This is a genomic window from Paenibacillus sp. 102 (genome assembly GCF_039549175.1).
Taxonomy (GTDB): Bacteria; Bacillota; Bacilli; order Bacillales; family Bacillaceae_G; genus Bacillus_A.
The window spans coordinates 273776-293333 of record NZ_JBCGHT010000004.1 but is presented as its reverse complement, the minus strand read 5'-3'; the positions used below and the strand labels follow the sequence as shown (position 1 = coordinate 293333).

The following is a 19558-nucleotide window of genomic DNA, read 5'->3' as shown; positions in this document are numbered from 1 at the left end:
ATTAAAAAATAGTCATTACAACAATTCCCGAAGAAATCAGAAGTAATCCAAACATTTTCTTCTTTTCAAATTTCACGACTTTCATACCTAATAAGCCGAAATGATCGATAATAATAGAAGAAACGGATTGCCCAAGTAAACTTAATGCAATTGTGATAGAGACGCCAAGCGTTGTGAAGCTGATGTTACTAAACAGTACAGTAAATACACCAATGGCTCCTGCGCTATAAAGATAAAGTGGTATCCCTTTTTGCATACGAAGCTTAGATTTACTAGCGAGTAAAACAATGATAATGGCAACTAACCCGACAATATGAATTAGGACACTAGACATATAGTTACCTGTGATTTCAGATAAGATCCCATTTAAAGGAATCATAATGGCGATAAGAGCACCTATAATAATTGAGAGTAAATTATACAATGACGTTTCCCCCTTATAAATTTACATGTAATGTATCATGATTAAATCGTGAGCTACTATGACATATGTCATAGTGAAAGGAAGAAATTTTCTTTATAATGAAAATGAGTTATAAGGGTGGGGGATGTATGAAGAAAATACGTAATTCATATAAGTTAGATGAGTTTGTGAAGCAGAATAATATGGAATCGTTTTTTAGTAATGACATGAAATCATATATGGAATTATTACTCTTTAAAAAGAATGAACATATTTGTAAGGAGAATGAAGATATTCACTATCTGTATTTCTTTGTTGAAGGAAAAGCAAAGGCTTATAACACATTAAGTAATGGAAAATCTGTCTTGTTATGTTTTTATGATAGCTTGCAAGTATTGGGAGATGTTGAATTAATCCACTCGCAAAAAACAGCCTCCAATGTACAAGTGATGGCGGACTCTTATTGCATTGGAATCCCTTTAGAAAAGGTGAGAGAAAGGTTACTTCAGGATGCGACTTTTTTACGGTATATTTGTGGCTCTTTATCTCAGAAGTTAAATAGACTTTCTAAAAACAGCACGATTAATTTACTATATCCTCTTGAGAATAGATTAGCGAGTTACATTCTTGCGACTGGAGAACGACTTACTTATAACGAACAAAAAATTATATTTAATGGGAATTTAACGGAAACATCGGAATTATTAGGAACAAGCTATAGGCACTTATTACGTACATTAAATACTCTTTGTGATAAAAGTATAATAAGAAAGAATAAGGGGTATTTTGAAGTGATAAATTTAGATTTTTTAAAAGAGCTTGGGGCGGATGTTTATAAATAAACTAAGTGTGAATTTATTTTAAATTTCAAAAGCACCATTTTAGTGATATGTGAAAATTTCTTATCACTAAAATGGTGCTTTTTTTACGTTGACATATTGACTAGAAAGAGAAGTGTTTTCCTTGATTTGTAAAAAAAAAATGGATATGATGGAATAAAACATATGAACATATGAACAAGTGTTCATATGTTTCGAGTGATGAAACGAGGGGATAAAAAATGTTAGATGTAATTATAGTAGGAGCTGGTCAAGCAGGGTTAGCTATGGGGTATTATTTACGGCAAGGAAATTATAAGTTTGTATTATTAGATGGAGAAAAAAGAATTGGAGATTCATGGAGAAATCGATACGATTCTTTACAATTGTTTACGCCAAGAGGCTACTGTGCATTACCAGGGATGAATTTAAATGGAAATCAAAATAAATTTCCTAGTAAAGATGAAATTGCAAATTATTTAGAAGCGTATGCGAAACATTTTTCTATACCGGTGAGGTTAAATATGGATGTTTTAAAAATTAGAAAAAAAGGAAACGAGTTTGAAGTCTATACCCCGAAAGAGATTTTACAATCGAAACGAGTTATTATCGCATCAGGTGCTTTTCAGAGGCCTTTCATTCCTTCCATGTCTCAAAACTTCTCAAATGATATTTTTCAAATCCATTCTTCACAATATCAATCACCAAAACAAATTCCTGAAGGGCCAGTTCTTGTCGTTGGAGGGGGGAACTCTGGTACACAAATTGCAACAGAACTTGCAGAGTCTCGCGAGGTTATGATTGCGACAACTCGCCCTTTTACATTTTTACCACTTACAATAATGGGGAAAAGTATGTTTGCCTGGCTTGAGAAAATAGGACTATTATATGCTGGAACTGATACAAGGCGAGGAAGATGGTTTCAGAAACGGAAGGATCCTATATTTGGTTTTGAATGTAAGGAGCTCATCCGTAATGGGGGGATAACAGTAAAACCAAAAGTCATAAGTACATTACAGGATAAAGTAGTTTTTTCAGATAGTAGTACATGCCATATTCAGAATGTAGTATGGTCCACAGGGTTCATACCAAATTATGAGTGGATTGAAGTGAAAGGAGCATTGAATCAAGCAGGACTACCGATTCATACTAGAGGGGTAAGTGGGGTGCAAGGGTTATACTATATTGGATTACCTTGGCAGCATCAAAGAGGGTCCGCGCTTCTTTGCGGGGTGGGACGAGATGCAGAATTTGTATTTTCAATAATTGAAAGGGAAGGGGAGGAACTTTCATAAACAAAAAAAGGATCGGTAACAAATTGTACCGATCAAAATATATGTACATCAATTAGGAGAGGTCAAACTTGATTACATTTATTATATCGTATTCTGACAATTCCGAAAACAAAAAAGTGATCTCTATATGTTGAGAAAGTTTTTTATACCGAAATATATGGAGAGTTAAGAGTACTTTAGAGAATAAGATGTATTCTTTTGGAGTGATATGTGATAGATTTATAGCAAATATATATTTGGTTAATTATGTAAAAAGGTTTCTGTAGTATATCTATGAATAAAGCGAGGGATACAATGTGAAATTCGATGATCGGCGTTTACTGGGAGTTCGATTAGGTTCCTTACTTATAACAGAAGAAAATCAATATTTAGTAATAAAGAAAAAAGAACATTATTCTTTATTAAACATTGACAGTTTAGAGTGTACACCTCTTGAAGTATCACTTGAGCACCTTGAGGAAATGCTTTATGAGGACTTTCAAGAAAGTATAAAAGAGATTATTGCGCCTGAGCACTTGAAAATCGTAGCTAAAAATATTATATAAAGAAAAAATCGGAATGGTAATTTGATAGAAAATGTTAGGTGGGGATATGAATGAAAATACGTGTTCATGAAAAAGAAAATTCTAAAGTTGCTATTATAGAAAGTACTGATATCGTAATAGAGGATGTACAAGGGGCATTAGACTTAATGGCATCCATCAATTATGAGCATGATTGCCAAAAAATATTAATTCACAAAATAAATATTACAGAGGAATTTTTCAACTTAAGAACTCGTCTAGCGGGTGAAATATTGCAAAAATATATGAACTATGGAGTGAAATTGGCTATTGTTGGGGACTTTAGTGTATATAATAGTAAAAGTCTAGCGGATTTTATATATGAATGCAATAAAGGAAAGGCAGTATTCTTTTTAACAGATGAAGAATCCGCTTTGAATGCTCTGCACGCTGTGTAGTATTAGATCTTGCTATACTTGTCAGAATGAAAAAAGCTAGTCTTTTGCTAGCTTTTTTATTATAATCTTTTCACCAAATTTTTTATAGTCCTAATAAGTTAACAATCTCTCCAATCATTCCTTCATTTTGATGAACACCTAAATCTGAATTCGTCATAATGACAGCGCCAGTACCTCTATAAGGATATGCAACCATCATGCATTGAAATCCAACGCCCCAGCCAAGTGACGAAATTTCTATTTCTTCATTTGGGTTGTCCAGAAATACACCTAATCCAGTCCACCTTGAACAACCTTGTGGAGAAATCATTTCTTCTGTTATTTTTGAGGAAAGACCGAGTTTACTATTGTCTTGTAAAGAATGGATGATTTCTATTACTAAAGCGGCTAAATCGGATGGATTTGACCAAACTCCTGCAGCAGCTGAATATGGATAAGATGGATACTTTCCATCTACCACATGTCCGTTTTTATCGTGACCACAAGCGAAACGATTATTAGTGATCGTTTGCTTAGGAAAGTCTAGTGTACTATTATTCATATGTAAAGGTTTAAATATGAATTTTTGTAATAATAGATCAAAAGGTTCTCCAGTAACGTCTTCTATGAGTTGTTCTATAATACAAAATCCAGCATCTGAATAGTGAAAGATACTTTCTGGTTCATGTTGAATTTCAATTGGGACTGGGCAATAAGATGTGTGACCTTGAAGAATTTGAAGAATGGTAGGGTTACCTTTTGCAGAATGATATATATCAAAGCTTTCAGGTGGATCTATAATTCCTGATTGATGACTTAATAGATTTCGTAATGTAATTTTTTTATCAAAAGTAAATTGATTTTCAGGAACTTTCCATGAGGTAAGCCTATTATTTACATCATCATCTAAATCTAGTATTCCTTGGTCTGTTAATTTCAATACGAGCATCGCTGTAAGGAATTTACTTATGGAACAAGCGTTGAAAATAGAATTTATGTTCACTTCTCTAGCTGTCCCCGATTCTAGTGAGCCAAAGCTTTCAATGTGTTCTAATTTTCCGTCACGAATCATAGCTAAGCTTAGTCCAGTTACAGAATATTCCTTCATTCTTTCATATATATGTAATGTTGCTAGTGCCATATGATTACTCTCCTTTTTAGTATTACGTCCATTATACAATATAAGGAATAAAAAAGGCTGATGTAATAAGACATCAGCCTTTCTGTTATATATTCCATTTTAAAATGAGTCCCGCATGTACAAGTCCTCCGCCAAATCCGTATAAAAGTAAAGTATCACCATTCTTGATTTTTCCATCCTTTAATCCGATATCAAGTGCTAACGGAATGGAAGCAGCCGAAGTGTTTCCACAATATTGTAAACTCATGAGTGTGTTATCGAGAGAAATGCCAGTTCGTTCACAAATGGATTCAATCATTCTTAAATTAACGCTATGCGGAATAAACCAATCAACATCTGTTACATCTAAATGATTTTTTTCTAGTAATTGTTGTACGCCTTGCGGAACTGTGTTTACAGCCCATTTGTAAACCGCTCGTCCGTTTTGCACAAGGTAAGGGGTGTCTTGTAATGGAGTTCCATTCATGGTTTTGGATAAGGCAGTTTGGTATAAGTTGATTCCGCCAGAACCTTTAGATCCCATATGAGTTCCTAAAAAACTAGGGTTCTTTTCATCATATTCTACAAGAGCTGCACCAGCGCCGTCTCCGAAAAGGATGCAAGTAGTACGGTCGCTATAATCTGTGATTTTTGAAAGGGTTTCAGCGCCAATCACAAGTATCTTTTTGTTAGTCCCTGAAGTAATAAGACCGTTGGCAACAATTAGTCCATACACAAACCCAGCACAAGCTGCACTTAAATCAATTGCTCCCGTATGAGGTATTTCAAAATGGGCCTGAACTTGACTTGCGGTATTTGGGAACATGTAATCAGGTGTAGCAGTTGCGACAATAATTAAATCAACGTCATCAATAGATACCTGGAATCGATCGATTAAATTTTGAACAGCTCGAATACATAAGGTTGTAGAAAACTCATCAGAGGAAGTGATTCTTCTCTCATGCATACCGGTTCGTTGCACAATCCATTCATCTGTCGTTTCAACAAAATTTGATAAATCTTCATTTGATAGAACTTTCTCGGGTACATAAGTTCCAACAGCTGTAATTCGTGCTTTTGATTTCATACCAATACCTCCTATTTTATCACTAAGTTTTAATACTTGGTTCTAATTATAGGTGAAATTTCTTATTAATTCAATTATTTGTAAAATTAAGTTATTAATTATATGATTTGAATATAGAGTTAGAATAGAAGGAGGGGTTTATGATGTTGATAAATAAAGTGATTCTATACATTCAAGCATTAGAAGAAATGCAAGAATTCTATTTACATACATTGGGTTTTCAGTTATTACATAGTAGTGAAGTGAGTTTTAGCATTCAAGTAGGAGAGAGTGAATTAGAATTTCGAAAAAGTAATTCGAATACCAAACCTTTTTATCATTTTGCTTTCAATATACCGTCCAATCAGTTTTCTGAAGCAAAAAAATGGGCAAAAAGTAAGGTCGTTTTAAATATAGAAGATGGAGAGGATGAAGTATATTTTTCACGATTGAATGCACATTCGTTCTATTTTATGGACCCTTCAGGGAATATTGTAGAGTTTATCTCTAGGCATACTATATCTCCAGACAGTAATGAGCCTTTTTCGGTTCATTCTATATTAAATGTAAGTGAAATGAGTTTGACGACAGATCAAGTTCTCGCAGTAGGGAACTAATTGGTATAATATGGGATTTTAGTGAGAGACAGGGAAGCGTTACGTGATGGTTTTCAGTTTATGGGAGAAAAAGGAGTCTACTTATTATTAGGGCCATCAGGGCGTCGGTGGTTTTTCTCAGAGTTAGATGCAGAAGTTCATCCGTTAATGATAGAGATTGATCATGAAAAACAAATTGAGATAAATAGACAAGGAGTATGTAACATATCTATTAGGACATAAAGGCTGTGGGAAATGCTCTCCTTCGTATGAATACAATAACGATATTATGAACGAAATACATTTTATGGTAAAATTTAAATTAAGAGAATTGATGCGGAATACATAGATGATAAGGAGATGAGAATATGGATTTTTTGATGATACTCCCAATAGTTGTTTTTGGTATCATTTATATTGGGGAAAAGATAAAAAGTACGGAAAAAAGAACTGACGTTCGACTAAAGCGTATAGAAACGAGATTAGAGTTAATCACAAAGGAAATGGGAATTAGAGAAGTAGAACCTGAAATTAATCATGAATTAAGGCAGCTTGTGAGAGATGGAAAAACAATCACAGCAATTAAGAAAGCACGCGAAGCATTTGGTTATTCGTTGCTGGAAGCGAAGGAATATGTGGATACTTTATAACCACATAAACAGAGTCATAACTTAATATGCCATTACACTTAAGTGAATGGGAATCAGAAAAAAGATAGGCATATGCAAATTTGCTTATCTTTTTTCTTTTTAGAAGCATTAGTGAACCATTCTCGTATTCACATAAGCGGCCAATACAACATGCCCAATGATAATAATAGGAACAATGATTTGTGTATTTGGTGTAGTGAAGACGCTGCCGATTGTTGCAGCAACACCTGCACCTAGATTGTAAAGCCCAACTATGTTGGCTAGTTTTTTCTTATCTTTGACGCGTCTTTCATTAAAACCAGATAAGAGCCAAGTATATTGTTTTACACCTATAAAGTAAGATAATGCGAAAGAGATGATAGCAATTATACATAATGATGGAGAAGCAAAGAGAGTCATAGTTTCACCTCCGAAATCATTCTTACGTACATTCTATAAATCGTCTAGCACTGTTAGAGAGCTTCCGATCTTTTAACCATATAATTGATGATTCAGACTGGAACGGAAAATCTATTAAATCTACAATTCTAATAGATTCTTGCGGGATATAGGATACGGCACTTTTAGGTAGAATCGAGGCCCCGATTCCTGCCATAATGAGCATAAGTACGAATGCAGAATCAGGACATTCGCATGCTATATTTAATTTTATACCACGGCGTTTGCATTCATCAATGACGAGTTGATGATAGCTATCTTCTTTATCTTTATGTACTAGTAAAAGAGGGATATGATGAAGTTCGTCTACGGAGATTGGAAGTTGTAAGTGATGTAGTTCCCATTTAGCGGGCGCGACTAATACGAACGGCTCTTTTGATAAGCGAATGCTTGAAAAAATCTCCTTATTAAAAGGGGTACGCAAGACCGCGAACTCGATATTCCGATTTGTTAGATGTTCTGTTAAGTATAAAGGGCCTCCTTCCCATATTTTTAAGTTCACATTCGGATAGTTTTTTTGAAAATAACGGATTTTTTCAGATAGAAAAGGAATACAAGAATGAAATGCTCCAATAGATAGATTTCCCCTTAGGCCTTCACCGGTATCTTTAATCTCTGTAATGGTTTCCTCTAATTGTCCGATAATACTTTTCGCTTTTATATATAAGATTTTACCTTCTTCCGTTAAATGCATGTTTCGGCCGCTTCTTTCAAATAGGTTTACTGATAATTCTTGTTCTAGTAATGATAGTTGTCTGCTTAAAGGTGGTTGTGCCATATGCAGTCGATGAGCGGCACGCGTAAGCTGCCTTTCTTCCGCAATTGCAATAAAATATCGAAGTTGTCTTATATCCATCTTTAATCCTCTTTCTATACCTTTTTTGTATACAAAAACAACCTTATAAATAGTTTTTATATAATAAGTCACATGATATCATAAATGAAAGGTTTTAAATATAGAAAATTCTAAAAATTTAAAATATAAAAGTGGTTTTTGGTAGATTCATAACTGAAAAGTATATGATCACGTTTCGAGGAGGAAATTGTTTATGAAAGTTTCGTTATTTATTACGTGTTTATCAGATATGTTTTTTCCTCAAGTAGGTAAGAGTGTTGTGGAAATTATGGAGCAATGTGGAGTAGAAGTAGATTTTCCTGAAGGTCAGACTTGCTGCGGTCAACCTGCTTATAATAGTGGATACCAAAAAGAAGCAAAGCTAGCAGCAAAGCAAATGATACAAGCATTTGTGCATAGTGAATATATTGTCACTCCTTCTGGATCTTGTGCTAGCATGGTTCATCATTATTATAAAGAGCTGTTTAAGGAGGATCGTGAATGGTATGAAAAAGCAGTGCATTTAGCAAATAGGACGTATGAATTAACGGATTTCTTAATGAACGTACTTGGAAAAAATGATTTGAATTCTAGTCTAGATAGGACAGCAGTTTTCCACCAATCTTGTCATATGAGCCGCGGACTTGGGATAAAAGACGAACCGCTAGAGCTGCTTTCACAAGTAAAAGGGCTAGATGTAAAAGAATTACGATACTGTCAAGATTGCTGCGGGTTTGGTGGAACTTTTGCGGTGAAAATGAGTTCGATTTCCGAAACGATGGTTGATGAAAAAATAAAATATATTGAGGAGGCAGAAGCTGATCTCTTAATTGGAGCTGATATGGGGTGTCTTATGAATATTGGCGGGCGACTTAGGAGGGAAAATAAAGAGATTCAAGTGTTGCATATAGCAGAAGTACTGGCGAAGGGGCTGGAGAAATGAGTGTAGTGCAGGGGCTAGAATTTTTGGGAAGAGTAGATAAAGCATTGCACGATTCGCAAATGAGAAGTGCAGTTCCGTTTACACAAGACAGGCTTCGGGTAGGGAGAGAACAAGCTACATCTGAATTAGGGAATATTGACGAATGGCGTGAAGCAGCATCTGAAATTCGGATGCATACCATTGAAAATTTAGATAGTTATTTAGAACAGTTAGCCGCAAATGTTCGGAAAAATGGGGGACATGTTCATTTTGCTTTGAAAGCCGAAGATGCAGTATCGTATGTTTCTGAAATTGCAAGAAAAAGAGGGGCGAAATCAGTTATTAAATCGAAATCTATGGTTTCGGAAGAAATACATCTCAATCAAAACTTAGAAGAGATGGGATTGAAGGTGGTAGAGTCCGATCTTGGGGAATATATCATTCAATTAGCCAAAGAAGCACCATCACATTTAATTGCCCCGGCCATTCATAAGACGAAAGAACAAGTAGCAGAGCTTTTTTCTAAGGAAGCTGGAAGAGAAATACCGGTTGATACAAATCAACTATTACAATTTGCTAGAGAAAAGCTGCGTAAAGAATTTTTAGAAGCGGATATTGGTATCTCGGGTTGTAATTTTGCTGTAGCAGAATCTGGATCTGTCGTTCTTGTAAGTAATGAAGGAAATGCTCGTCTTACGACTACATTACCAAAAGTTCATATCGCTATTATGGGAATGGAACGTCTTGTCCCGACATGGAAAGATCTTGATGTAGTTATTTCCATGTTAACAAGAAGTGCTACCGGTCAAAAAATTACATCCTATGTAACTGGAGTGAATGGACCGCGTTTACCGGAAGATAAGGACGGACCTGAAGAATTTCATTTAATTATTTTAGATAATGGTCGTTCGGATATTTTAGGAACCGCTTACGAAGAAGTGCTTAAGTGTATTCGCTGCGGAGCGTGTGTAAATGTTTGTCCTGTATACCGCAATATTGGAGGACATGCTTATGGGAGTGTGTATAGCGGGCCAATTGGTGCGGTGCTAGCGCCTTTATTAGAAGGGTATGAGGAATTAAAAGAATTACCTTTTGCATCTAGTTTGTGCGGGGCATGTACCGATGTTTGCCCAGTGAAAATTCCGTTACACGACCTTCTCATTGAGCATCGTAAAGATGAGGTGGAACAAGGGTATATACCGAAATTTGAGCAACTAGCTTTTAAAGGTTTTGCATTTATGGTGAGTCATCCTTTTGTTTATGAGAAAGGTATTAAAATGGCACATGCAGGTTTATCCATTTTTGCAAAAGATGGTTATATTGCGAAGGGACCAGGTCCGTTAAAGGGATGGACAGAGAGTAGGGATTTTCCAAAACCTGCGAAACAATCGTTCCGAGATTGGTGGAAAAAAGAAAAGAGGGATTCATAACATGATAGATGTACAAGAATCTTTTTTAAACAATATTGCACGTAAACTAGGGCGAAACCGCCGCTCTGGGGTAACACCGCCTAATTGGAATAACAATCCGCTTAGGCACTTTCCTAAAGAGATCGATCACGAAACGTTAGTAGAACAGTTTATTGCAAATTTACATGTATTACATACAGAAGTAAGTCACATATACCGCTCAGAAATAGAGGGTGCCCTTCAGTACGTTGCGGAAAAATTTGATGTGCAATCGGCTGTGTACTGGGATGATGAGAGATTGCATCAACTTGAAATAGGAAAGCATTTAACAAGAAATCTCGTTTCTTATCGAATGTGGCAGAGTAAAGACGATGAAAGGGAACTACGAGACTATGTAGCTCAGGCTGATATAGGAGTTACATATGCAGAAATGGGGTTAGCTGAGACTGGAACGGTTGTTTTATGGAATGGCGGTGGGCGTGGCCGTTTAGTTAGTGTTTTGCCGCCAGTTTATGTGGCAATTCTTTCGGAACATACAATTTATAGACGTTTAACAGAGGGAATGGCTGCAGTACATGAACATGTTCCAAATGGACTCCCTGCTTGTATTAACTTTATTACTGGCCCAAGTAGGACGGGGGATATTGAAATGGAGTTAGCTTTTGGAGTTCATGGCCCTGGAAAGGTTCATGTCATTTTATTAAATGATTAGAGAGAAAAACAAAAGTATACGAGGGGGAGTGGGGAGTTTGATGAAGAACAAATTCCGCTATTATGTTTTTACGATGCTTACGTTAATTACGATGGTAAATTATATTGATCGCGGAGCTATCGCTTATGCACAGTCTTTTATTATAAAAGAATATGGCTTTGACCCGAAGGAATGGGGAGCGATACTAGGGTATTTTGGTTACGGTTACATGATTGGTTCTTTATTAGGAGGTATTTTTTCAGATAAAAAAGGACCAAAGTTTGTATGGATTGTAGCAGCAACGACATGGTCTATTTTTGAAATTGCGACTGCTTTTGCTGGAGAAATAGGAATGGCTATTTTTGGAGGATCTGCTTTAGCGGGATTTGCTCTGTTCCGTGTTTTATTCGGGTTCACAGAAGGACCATCTTTCGCGGTTTCGAATAAGACAGCAGCAAACTGGGCAGCGCCAAAAGAAAGAGCTTTTCTAACATCCCTTGGTTTTGTTGGCGTTCCATTAGGCGCAGTATTAACTGCACCTGTAGCGGTTCTGTTACTCTCTTTTACAAGCTGGAAAATGATGTTTTTCATCCTTGGTGCAATTGGAATTATATGGGCGATCATTTGGTATTTTACTTTTACCAATATGCCTGAAGATCACCCGCGAGTAACGAAAGAAGAACTAGCTGAAATACGAAGTGCTGAAGGCGTGCTTCCATCGGTAATTGTTGAGAAAGGAACGAAAAAAGAGCCGTGGTATTCCTTTTTTAAAGTGCCAACATTTGTTTTTGTTACATTAGCATATTTTTGTTTCCAGTATATTAATTTCTTAATATTAACTTGGACGCCAAAGTATCTGCAAGATGTATTCCATTTTCAATTATCTTCTCTTTGGTATCTTGGTATGATTCCTTGGCTTGGCGCTTGTATTACTTTACCGCTAGGTGCGAAGCTATCTGACCGCATTTTACATAAAACAGGAAACCTTCGTTTAGCTCGAACGGGATTGCCGATGATCGCTTTATTCCTTACAGCGGTTTGCTTTAGCTTTATTCCAATGATGAATAATTATGTTGCAGTATTAGCACTCATGTCACTTGGAAATGCATTTGCTTTCTTGCCAAGTTCATTATTTTGGGCAGTCATTGTTGACACAGCTCCTGCTCAAGCCGGAACCTATAGTGGAATTATGCATTTCATCGCGAATATCGCGACAATCTTAGCCCCTACTTTAACGGGATACTTAGTTGTAAGCTACGGATATCCTTCTATGTTTATTGTAGCTGCTGTATTGGCCGCTATTGCAATGGGAGCGATGTGGTTTGTGAAACCAGGGCAGCAAACTAAATCTGAAAGTTTGTTTAACTGGAGGAATAAGGAGAGATTAGAGGAGCCTCGTACGAATATGTAAATGATTAAAATAAGTTGCGTGGAAAACGAGTTGTATGTGAACTCGTTTTTTCATTTGTCTAAAATGAATGATTTTTATAGTACAATATTACCAAGTGGAAAAAATTGAAAAAGGGCTGGGGTAATGTATGTATACAGTTGGACAGTTTTCAACAATATGTGGTGTATCAATTAAAACGTTACATCATTATGATGCAATTGACCTTGTAAAACCTTTGCATACTGATTCTGTAACAGGGTATCGATATTATGATTATGAGCAAATAAAAACATTACAATATATAAAAAAACTAAAGAGTTTCAGTTTTTCATTACAAGAAATAAAGGAAGTCATTGAGGGTCATGATGATACCGAATTAGTGAATCATTTGCAAGAAAAGGCTCTACAATTAGAGCGGAAAATGATAAGAATACAGCAAACTTTAGAAGGAATTAATCAATCTATTGATGAGTTGCATACTAATGCTCCGTTTGTAACGGTTTCAAATATAACAGAATGCTTTGAAGAAATACGAGAAAGGCAATGGGTTTATGGTATTCGGGAAAAGATATGTACAAGAGAAATCGATCTTGTTGTAAAAAAATTGTTTGAAAGGTTATATGCATATGGGCTAGAAGTAGATGGGAAATTGATGACAGTTTTTCATCAATTTAATAAAGGGAATGTACCAATAGATTTAGAAGTTTGTGTACCTATAAAAGAGTACGATCATGCACTTTCCCATGTCCGTTGTTTAGAAGGGGGAAAACATATTTGTGTGATTGTAAAAGGACCCTATTCGGAATTAGGAATTGCATATGAAAAAATAATGAAATTCATCGAGGAAAAGGGATATGTAGTAAGGGATTCACCTTTTGAAGTGTATGAACAGGGAGTGTTTACTGAGCAAATCGATTATAGAAACATTCGGCCGGCATCCCAACATAATCCGTTACAATTTATAACGAAAGTATGTGTTCCAGTCTATTCTTAATTGACCCTCCTGTAACAGGAGGATATATCCTAGCCTTAGTAAGAGAGAGGGAGAGGATTATATGTATCATCCAAGGTTACGCGGAACACATTATGAGATGGGAAAACATTATGGGAGCATTTTATATAAAAATGGATTTCGGTTTCCCAAGGTGTCAGAAGAAAAATTAGCTTTTGGAAAGCAAAGTCATGCATTATTAAAAGGTTTCTATCCAAAATTAATAGAAGAAATGAAAGGATTTGCTGAAGGGTGTCATGTAACGTATGAAGAGGTAAGTTCTTTTATATTGAGTATAGGTGTATTCGAGCCAGAGGCGCAATGTAGTATATTTGCATTTTATAACGGTTCAGAAGTGGTTATGGGAAGAAACTACGATCTGACTTTAGATATGAAAAAATATACGGAGAGTGCCCTCATTTGCCCTAACGATAAATATTCATACGTTGGACATTCAGATGTATTTTTGGGGAAAGTAGATGGGATAAATGAGAAAGGATTGGCGGTGGCGATTACACTTGTACAAAGTGAATATAAAGAAGTGGGATTAAATTTTTATGTGGCAGTTCGCAAAATATTAGAATATGCAAGTACGGTAGAAGAGGCGATACATATTTTAAGAGAATTCCCGTCTTCCATCTGTAATAACTACTTATTAGCAGACGGTTCAGGGAATATGGTAGTAGTAGAAAAAGCGCCACATAACATGTTTGTACGGAGGCCGAAAGAGGATGAAAATTTTATTATTTGTACGAATCATTTTGTAAGTAAAGAAATGATTGCTGTACAACAAAATTTCGATAATGATTGGAGTAAATCTCAAAATAGATATACCTATATAGAAGAACAATTGAGAAAAAATTTACAGTTAAATCGTGAAAGTGCACAGGGCATCTTATCGAATAGTAAAGAGCATGTATGTTTAAATCTGAAAAAATATAATTTTGGGACATTATATTCAGTTGTATATGAGTTAAATAGTTTGAGAATACATCGTGCAGAAGGACAGCCAAATCGTTGTAAATATAAAGAAGATAGAAGATTGGTAGAAGAAATTCGTAAAAAGAGAAGGGGAATATAAAATGAAGCTTTCTGAATTTCAGCAATATGTATCAAATTTTAGTAAAGAAAAAGGGTTTGCTGATACGACGATTGAGAAGCGTACAATGTATTTAATGGCTGAACTTGGGGAACTAACAGAAGCAATCATAAAGCGTAATGATAATAAGGATGCCAAGCGAGAAATAGGTTTAGAAATGTTCGATGTCATTTGGAATGTATGTGATTTAGCGAATAAATTAGAAATTGATTTAGAGAAAGCATTTCAGGAAAAGATGGAAATCAATAGAGAAAGGGTATGGTTAAAGGAAGGTTAACAAAGAATGTGGATGGTAGTTTGTGTAAAGTCAAATAAGTATGGGAGGGATTATATATAAAAGATTCATATAGAGGTTCGAAAAGAAAGTTAATTTTGATTGTTTTCATTTCAATAATTAGTCTAGTAGCTATAGTTGCTATGTTAATACTTCAAGGAATATGGATACCGAATTATTTTAATGCAAATAAATTTTCAGTGAAAGGTGTAGATGTAGCGTCATATCAAGGGGAAGTAGATTGGAGAGAATTAGAAGAACAAGGAATCAAGTTTGCTTTTATAAAGGCAACAGAAGGAAGCTCTTTTGTGGATCAATATTTTTCAGAAAACTGGAATCATGCTAGTAGGACAAATATGCGTATTGGTGCGTATCACTTTTTTAGTTTTGATAGTAAAGGTGGCTCGCAAGCTGAGCATTATATACGAACTGTACCAAAAACTGAACAAGCATTACCACCAGTAATTGATGTAGAATTTTACGGTAATAAAAAAGCAAATCCTCCTAAGCGTGAAGATGTTGCAAGAGAACTAACGATGATGATACAAATGCTAGAAAAGCATTATCAAAAACGGGTTATATTGTATGCCACGCCAGAGGCATATGATTTATATATAAAGGATAATTATCCTGAATGCGATATATGGATACGGAGTATTTTGACAAAGCCGAGCTTGTCAGATGATAGAACATGGACGTTTTGGCAATATAGTAATAGAGGTAGGCTAAAAGGATATAGTGGAAAAGAAAAGTTTATTGATTTAAATGTGTTTCGTGGTACTGTAGAAGAATTTGAAAGGTATGGTATGAAGTAGCTTCTAATATGTTATACGAGGCAGAATATAAATGAAAGGCTAAAGATATCGAAAGAAGTGCAGCTGAGTATGTTAAACATATGATTTAAAAATATCTCGATCCGTTTATAGGCATCGGGGTATTTTTATTTTACTGTATTATTCAGTTAATTAATGATTAATATAGTAAAATAAAAATCTAAAAAATGAAAAGGGGGCTTGAGTACAATGCAACAACTGTTACAAAAACGAGCAGAACAATTAATTGTAGTTCTACAAATTTAAATAGATATGGGAGAGGTCATACAGAGATCCGAAAAGAAAGGTAATCCTGTTCATCTTGATTTCAATAATTGGTGTAATGGTTATCACTGCTATGTTAATATTTCAAGGGATATTGATACCAAATTATTTAAATGCGTTACTAAAAAGAATTTGTAATTAAAGTATTGAGATATATTTTCCTTTACACTAACATAAAGGTATAATATAGTTAAGTCAACTTAACTTAACTATATATCAAAACGAAAAAACGGCGTACAATGTAATAGCAGAATGATTGGAGGAAGAATACTATGACTAGGTCTTATAAAGAAGTAATTAACGAAATGAATCGAGCCTACAATGAATTCAACATTTTACTATCTCAGGAGTTAAAGAATGAGTTCGGTCTTACAGGGCAGCAAGAGAACATGATATTCCATATTCATTTAAATAAAAATACTACAGCTAACAACATTGCGACCACTTTTAATATATCCAAAAGTGCTGTCAGCCAAGTTTTATCTAAATTGGAAAAACATAATATGATTTCGAAACACGTAAATCCTAACAATAAACGTGAGTATTTCCTTACACTTGGTCCTAACGGTAGCAAGTATATAGAACGGTTGTCTCAGCTAGATGATTTACTTATTGAGAAATACTTCTCTAAAATTGATATCGAAGCCTTGCAGCAAATGACTGATACCTTAATTAAAATAAATCAAATTATACTGGAAGAAAAAAAGAAGACCCTTGAGCCAAAATAGTAATAAAGTCTCACTGTCTTATTTAATGGTGAGCAAAATAAAATTTCCCCATTTTAAAAAGCATATGTCAGAAAAATTGGAGTCTGAAAGATGGAATTAGTACAGCAGGTTATAGCAGACTATGGTTACCTCGCTATTTTTTGATGCTTGTTCTTGGAATTATAAGATTACCAATCCCTGATGAAGTCATGATGACAATCGTAGATTTCACGTGACTTATATATTAGAAAAACAATAGGGATATATATGTTTTTTAATTTTGATAGTAGCAGATGTAGTTTGATGATATGTAAATACAATGAGGAAGGTAAAGGAGCACAGCATGATTCGTATGGCACTAAGAGCATTTAAAATACAAATGTATTATTTGCTAGGGGTGATGTTATTAGGATGGGCTATGACGCCTTTTTCGTCCCATTTTTTAGGTGCAAGCATTGGCTTGCTTGTTAGTGTGTATTGTGTTTGGATTTTAGGAAGGCGTATTGAAAAGTTTGGAGATAGCATTGTAAAAAAAGAAAAAGCGCCGATGCTTGGTATGATTAATCGATTTGCAGCAGCGATACTCGGTGCGATTATTATGTATGGGATTGAACACCATAGGGTCATGTGGACATTTGCTGCCGGAATTATGGGTGGTTATTTCTTAATTGTGATTAATTTAGGATATTATAGTATGAAAGATGCGAAGAAATAGATTAGCATAAAACTTTTTTGGGATACAGTAACGATTCCTTCTTTTTGGGTCCACTCAAAGTAGCCACAATCTTTTCATAAACAGATTGTGGCTATTTTTTATCTAATGGGAGATAAAAGTTTACTTTCACATACATTAGATTTATTAATAGTAAAATAGATAATTAAATAGTGATAGAAAAGAATCCAATTAAGGGTTCTTTTGTTTTATTGATTTTTTGATTTGATGATCTTTTCCCCATTCACACATTTCATTCATAATTTGAATTAAAGATTTTCCGTATTCACTTATTGTGTACTCGACCCTTGGTGGAACTTCTTGATATACAGTTCGATGGATAATCCCATCAGCTTCAAGTTGCCGTAATTGTTGCGTCAGAACTTTTTGTGTAATCTCTGGGATAGCACGTTTCAGTTCGTGTGTCCGCTTCTCTCCATTCATTAGAATGCATAAAATACTACTCTTCCATTTTCCTCCGATGACTTCAAGGGTAGTAGCGATAGGGAAGTTCTGATTCATCTTCATATTACACCTCCATAGGTACTTTGAGGTTCCTATAGCACCTGAAAGTACGTACTTTTCAATTATATGTAACTAATACATACTAATACTAAAGGATTTCATTTATTTATAAGGGGGAAAATAATTGATGAAAACACTTGTAATTGTAGCACATCCAGATATTGAAAAATCAAGAATTAATAAAAGATGGATAAAAGAACTGGAGAAATATTCTGATGAGATAACGGTTCATCAATTGTATAAAACGGCTCCTAATTGGGAATTCGATATTGAGCATGAACAAAGGCTATTATTAGAACACAATCGCTACATATTTCAGTTTCCATTCTATTGGTATAGTTCGCCACCATTATTAAAAAAGTGGTTTGATGATGTGTTAACATACGGTTTTGCGTATGGTTCTACAGGAGATAAAGTACGTAATAAAGAATTTGGTTTGGCGATTTCTATAGGGGGATTAGAAACGCAGTATAAGGATGGGTTTACAATGAAAGAACTAACAAAACCATTTCAAGCCACTTGTTTATACACTAGTATGAAATTCATACCTACATTTACTTTATATGGAGCAGAGTATGAACTGAAGGATGAAGATATCGAAAGAAGTGCAGCTGATTATGTTAAATATATTATGAATAAAAGTAATCTTTATATATGATTTGAAAATATCCCGATTCCTTTTAAGGTATTGGGATATTTTTTATGTAATGTACTGGTTTGAAATAAAGTTTGAGCAAAATGGATTTTGTTTGTCTGGATGAACATTTCACTTTATAAAAAAGTTTGCTTAAAACGTAAGTAGAAGCCTCGCTTTTATGTAAGGTATATTATATTTTAAATCGTGTACTTACATACTGAAAAAATAGATACTCCTATCTGTTTTAAATATATATTCTTCATAATCGCATGCATAATAATCTCCTGTTGGAATGTTCAATTAAAAGGCCAGTTGTAATGAGATAATAAAGTTGTTTAAAAAATAATAAAATCATTTAAAAGCAAATAAAGGTGTTATAAAGTATAGAAATGGTACTTGGGGTATTTGTATCGTATATTTCTATAAATAAAGAATAAATTTAAGTGTGGGGTTGATTAAGTGTTTAAATATAACGTATGTTTCTTAAAAAGTAAGGATAAAGTCTTGATGTTGAATCGTGAAAAGGCACCGATTATGGGAGTGTGGAACGGTGTTGGTGGTAAAAATGAAGTAGGTGAAACTGCTGATGAGGGTGCAATTCGTGAAGTGTTTGAGGAAACAGGATTCAAGGTAAATCAGTATTATTCAAAGGGTATCATTACATGGGATACTAGTGATCGTAAAAAAGATGGATTATATGTGTATTTATTTGAAGTAGATACAATATTAGATAGTGAATCTATGAAAAAAACAAGAGAAGGTATTCTCGATTGGAAGCACATTGGTTGGATACTGAATCCCTCTAATTTAGGGATTGCTGAAATGGTAAAGGAGTATTTACCTGTTCTATTAGAAAAAGCAGGTGATTATTCATTTGAATATAAAGATGATACGTTAACGCTTGTAAAATAAAAGTTTTTCCACAAAGATTTCATAATTAAAC

Annotated in this window: 23 protein-coding genes and 3 pseudogenes; 20 read left to right on the top strand and 6 right to left on the bottom strand. The window is 34.7% G+C overall.

Going from position 1 to position 19558, the window contains the following annotated elements; genetic code table 11:
* Window position 1: 1 nt before the first annotated feature.
* On the bottom strand, window positions 2-424 hold the full coding sequence (locus AAIE21_RS13680) for a DMT family transporter (RefSeq protein WP_343267275.1): 423 nt from the start codon (window positions 422-424) through the stop codon (window positions 2-4).
* A 128-nt stretch (window positions 425-552) separates the two neighbouring features.
* Here AAIE21_RS13680 and yeiL point away from each other — a divergent pair, with 128 nt between their 5' ends.
* From yeiL to AAIE21_RS13660, 4 genes are all read left to right on the top strand, one after another.
* Entirely contained in the window at window positions 553-1245 is a 693-nt protein-coding gene (gene yeiL, locus AAIE21_RS13675) for a transcriptional regulator YeiL (RefSeq protein WP_343267274.1), read from the top strand.
* A 218-nt stretch (window positions 1246-1463) separates the two neighbouring features.
* A complete protein-coding gene (locus tag AAIE21_RS13670; RefSeq protein ID WP_343267272.1) occupies window positions 1464-2516 on the top strand; it encodes a flavin-containing monooxygenase in 1053 nt (350 codons plus the stop codon).
* A gap of 296 nt (window positions 2517-2812) precedes the next feature.
* On the top strand, window positions 2813-3061 hold the full coding sequence (locus AAIE21_RS13665) for a hypothetical protein (RefSeq protein WP_000666954.1): 249 nt from the start codon (window positions 2813-2815) through the stop codon (window positions 3059-3061).
* Window positions 3062-3111: 50 nt separating this feature from the next.
* On the top strand, window positions 3112-3477 hold the full coding sequence (locus AAIE21_RS13660; protein ID WP_336452401.1) for a DUF4180 domain-containing protein: 366 nt from the start codon (window positions 3112-3114) through the stop codon (window positions 3475-3477).
* Between the two features lie 82 nt (window positions 3478-3559).
* Here AAIE21_RS13660 and AAIE21_RS13655 read toward each other — a convergent pair whose 3' ends face one another.
* Window positions 3560-4597 carry a serine hydrolase domain-containing protein gene (locus AAIE21_RS13655; RefSeq protein ID WP_343267271.1) on the bottom strand — a complete coding sequence of 346 codons (1038 nt, stop codon included), beginning with the start codon at window positions 4595-4597 and terminating at the stop codon, window positions 3560-3562.
* Between the two features lie 85 nt (window positions 4598-4682).
* The gene (locus AAIE21_RS13650) at window positions 4683-5663 is read right to left on the bottom strand and encodes a ketoacyl-ACP synthase III (RefSeq protein WP_343267270.1); all 981 of its coding nucleotides are present in this window, start codon (window positions 5661-5663) and stop codon (window positions 4683-4685) included.
* A gap of 143 nt (window positions 5664-5806) precedes the next feature.
* On the opposite strand from AAIE21_RS13650, the pseudogene AAIE21_RS13645 reads away from it, so the two are divergent.
* A pseudogene (locus AAIE21_RS13645) lies at window positions 5807-6481 on the top strand (VOC family protein).
* Between the two features lie 125 nt (window positions 6482-6606).
* Window positions 6607-6888: a hypothetical protein gene (locus AAIE21_RS13640; RefSeq protein WP_343267269.1), complete on the top strand. Its 282-nt coding sequence runs from the start codon at window positions 6607-6609 to the stop codon at window positions 6886-6888.
* A 108-nt stretch (window positions 6889-6996) separates the two neighbouring features.
* On the opposite strand, the gene AAIE21_RS13635 is transcribed toward AAIE21_RS13640, so the two are convergent.
* Entirely contained in the window at window positions 6997-7287 is a 291-nt protein-coding gene (locus AAIE21_RS13635) for a DUF3784 domain-containing protein (RefSeq protein WP_343267268.1), read from the bottom strand.
* Between the two features lie 22 nt (window positions 7288-7309).
* Window positions 7310-8182 carry a LysR family transcriptional regulator gene (locus tag AAIE21_RS13630; protein ID WP_343267267.1) on the bottom strand — a complete coding sequence of 291 codons (873 nt, stop codon included), beginning with the start codon at window positions 8180-8182 and terminating at the stop codon, window positions 7310-7312.
* 193 nt (window positions 8183-8375) lie between these two features.
* Between AAIE21_RS13630 and AAIE21_RS13625 the strand changes: the two genes are divergently transcribed.
* The 12 genes and pseudogenes from AAIE21_RS13625 (at window position 8376) to AAIE21_RS13570 (ending at window position 17456) form a co-directional block, all read left to right on the top strand.
* A complete protein-coding gene (locus AAIE21_RS13625; protein ID WP_343267266.1) occupies window positions 8376-9104 on the top strand; it encodes a (Fe-S)-binding protein in 729 nt (242 codons plus the stop codon).
* Window positions 9101-10513, top strand: a complete 1413-nt coding sequence (locus tag AAIE21_RS13620) for a LutB/LldF family L-lactate oxidation iron-sulfur protein (protein WP_343267265.1) — start codon at window positions 9101-9103, stop codon at window positions 10511-10513. Before AAIE21_RS13625 ends, AAIE21_RS13620 begins: the two co-directional genes overlap by 4 nt.
* 1 nt (window position 10514) lies before the next feature.
* Window positions 10515-11204 (top strand): LutC/YkgG family protein, encoded by a 690-nt coding sequence (locus AAIE21_RS13615; protein WP_343267264.1) that lies wholly within the window; start codon window positions 10515-10517, stop codon window positions 11202-11204.
* A gap of 40 nt (window positions 11205-11244) precedes the next feature.
* The gene (locus tag AAIE21_RS13610; protein WP_343267318.1) at window positions 11245-12594 is read left to right on the top strand and encodes an MFS transporter; all 1350 of its coding nucleotides are present in this window, start codon (window positions 11245-11247) and stop codon (window positions 12592-12594) included.
* Between the two features lie 127 nt (window positions 12595-12721).
* Window positions 12722-13567: a MerR family transcriptional regulator gene (locus AAIE21_RS13605; RefSeq protein ID WP_343267263.1), complete on the top strand. Its 846-nt coding sequence runs from the start codon at window positions 12722-12724 to the stop codon at window positions 13565-13567.
* Between the two features lie 61 nt (window positions 13568-13628).
* A complete protein-coding gene (locus tag AAIE21_RS13600; protein WP_343267262.1) occupies window positions 13629-14645 on the top strand; it encodes a C45 family autoproteolytic acyltransferase/hydrolase in 1017 nt (338 codons plus the stop codon).
* A gap of 1 nt (window position 14646) precedes the next feature.
* On the top strand, window positions 14647-14940 hold the full coding sequence (locus AAIE21_RS13595; protein ID WP_343267261.1) for a MazG nucleotide pyrophosphohydrolase domain-containing protein: 294 nt from the start codon (window positions 14647-14649) through the stop codon (window positions 14938-14940).
* Between the two features lie 140 nt (window positions 14941-15080).
* Window positions 15081-15752, top strand: a complete 672-nt coding sequence (locus AAIE21_RS13590; RefSeq protein ID WP_343267260.1) for a glycoside hydrolase family 25 protein — start codon at window positions 15081-15083, stop codon at window positions 15750-15752.
* 554 nt (window positions 15753-16306) lie between these two features.
* Window positions 16307-16762 carry a MarR family winged helix-turn-helix transcriptional regulator gene (locus AAIE21_RS13585; RefSeq protein ID WP_343267259.1) on the top strand — a complete coding sequence of 152 codons (456 nt, stop codon included), beginning with the start codon at window positions 16307-16309 and terminating at the stop codon, window positions 16760-16762.
* A gap of 13 nt (window positions 16763-16775) precedes the next feature.
* Window positions 16776-16862 (top strand): annotated as a pseudogene (locus AAIE21_RS13580) (CDP-diacylglycerol--serine O-phosphatidyltransferase); the annotation flags it as partial.
* Window positions 16853-16971, top strand: a pseudogene (locus tag AAIE21_RS13575) (DedA family protein); the annotation flags it as partial. The pseudogenes AAIE21_RS13580 and AAIE21_RS13575, both read left to right, overlap by 10 nt.
* 113 nt (window positions 16972-17084) lie before the next feature.
* Entirely contained in the window at window positions 17085-17456 is a 372-nt protein-coding gene (locus tag AAIE21_RS13570; protein ID WP_343267258.1) for an ATP synthase subunit I, read from the top strand.
* Window positions 17457-17645: 189 nt separating this feature from the next.
* On the opposite strand, the gene AAIE21_RS13565 is transcribed toward AAIE21_RS13570, so the two are convergent.
* On the bottom strand, window positions 17646-17981 hold the full coding sequence (locus AAIE21_RS13565; RefSeq protein ID WP_343267257.1) for a winged helix-turn-helix transcriptional regulator: 336 nt from the start codon (window positions 17979-17981) through the stop codon (window positions 17646-17648).
* A gap of 124 nt (window positions 17982-18105) precedes the next feature.
* Between AAIE21_RS13565 and AAIE21_RS13560 the strand changes: the two genes are divergently transcribed.
* Entirely contained in the window at window positions 18106-18636 is a 531-nt protein-coding gene (locus tag AAIE21_RS13560; protein WP_343267317.1) for an NAD(P)H-dependent oxidoreductase, read from the top strand.
* 438 nt (window positions 18637-19074) lie between these two features.
* The gene (locus AAIE21_RS13555) at window positions 19075-19527 is read left to right on the top strand and encodes an NUDIX hydrolase (protein ID WP_343267256.1); all 453 of its coding nucleotides are present in this window, start codon (window positions 19075-19077) and stop codon (window positions 19525-19527) included.
* The last annotated feature ends 31 nt before the right edge of the window (window positions 19528-19558 follow it).

Coding starts and splice junctions, on each gene's coding strand:
- yeiL (WP_343267274.1), top strand. CDS start 553: ATGAAGAAAATACGTAATTCATATAAGTTAGATGAGTTTGTGAAGCAG.
- AAIE21_RS13670 (WP_343267272.1), top strand. CDS start 1,464: ATGTTAGATGTAATTATAGTAGGAGCTGGTCAAGCAGGGTTAGCTATG.
- AAIE21_RS13660 (WP_336452401.1), top strand. CDS start 3,112: ATGAAAATACGTGTTCATGAAAAAGAAAATTCTAAAGTTGCTATTATA.
- AAIE21_RS13655 (WP_343267271.1), bottom strand. CDS start 4,597: ATGGCACTAGCAACATTACATATATATGAAAGAATGAAGGAATATTCT.
- AAIE21_RS13650 (WP_343267270.1), bottom strand. CDS start 5,663: ATGAAATCAAAAGCACGAATTACAGCTGTTGGAACTTATGTACCCGAG.
- AAIE21_RS13640 (WP_343267269.1), top strand. CDS start 6,607: ATGGATTTTTTGATGATACTCCCAATAGTTGTTTTTGGTATCATTTAT.
- AAIE21_RS13635 (WP_343267268.1), bottom strand. CDS start 7,287: ATGACTCTCTTTGCTTCTCCATCATTATGTATAATTGCTATCATCTCT.
- AAIE21_RS13630 (WP_343267267.1), bottom strand. CDS start 8,182: ATGGATATAAGACAACTTCGATATTTTATTGCAATTGCGGAAGAAAGG.
- AAIE21_RS13625 (WP_343267266.1), top strand. CDS start 8,376: ATGAAAGTTTCGTTATTTATTACGTGTTTATCAGATATGTTTTTTCCT.
- AAIE21_RS13620 (WP_343267265.1), top strand. CDS start 9,101: ATGAGTGTAGTGCAGGGGCTAGAATTTTTGGGAAGAGTAGATAAAGCA.
- AAIE21_RS13615 (WP_343267264.1), top strand. CDS start 10,515: ATGATAGATGTACAAGAATCTTTTTTAAACAATATTGCACGTAAACTA.
- AAIE21_RS13610 (WP_343267318.1), top strand. CDS start 11,245: ATGAAGAACAAATTCCGCTATTATGTTTTTACGATGCTTACGTTAATT.
- AAIE21_RS13605 (WP_343267263.1), top strand. CDS start 12,722: ATGTATACAGTTGGACAGTTTTCAACAATATGTGGTGTATCAATTAAA.
- AAIE21_RS13600 (WP_343267262.1), top strand. CDS start 13,629: ATGTATCATCCAAGGTTACGCGGAACACATTATGAGATGGGAAAACAT.
- AAIE21_RS13595 (WP_343267261.1), top strand. CDS start 14,647: ATGAAGCTTTCTGAATTTCAGCAATATGTATCAAATTTTAGTAAAGAA.
- AAIE21_RS13590 (WP_343267260.1), top strand. CDS start 15,081: ATGTTAATACTTCAAGGAATATGGATACCGAATTATTTTAATGCAAAT.
- AAIE21_RS13585 (WP_343267259.1), top strand. CDS start 16,307: ATGACTAGGTCTTATAAAGAAGTAATTAACGAAATGAATCGAGCCTAC.
- AAIE21_RS13570 (WP_343267258.1), top strand. CDS start 17,085: ATGATTCGTATGGCACTAAGAGCATTTAAAATACAAATGTATTATTTG.
- AAIE21_RS13565 (WP_343267257.1), bottom strand. CDS start 17,981: ATGAAGATGAATCAGAACTTCCCTATCGCTACTACCCTTGAAGTCATC.
- AAIE21_RS13560 (WP_343267317.1), top strand. CDS start 18,106: ATGAAAACACTTGTAATTGTAGCACATCCAGATATTGAAAAATCAAGA.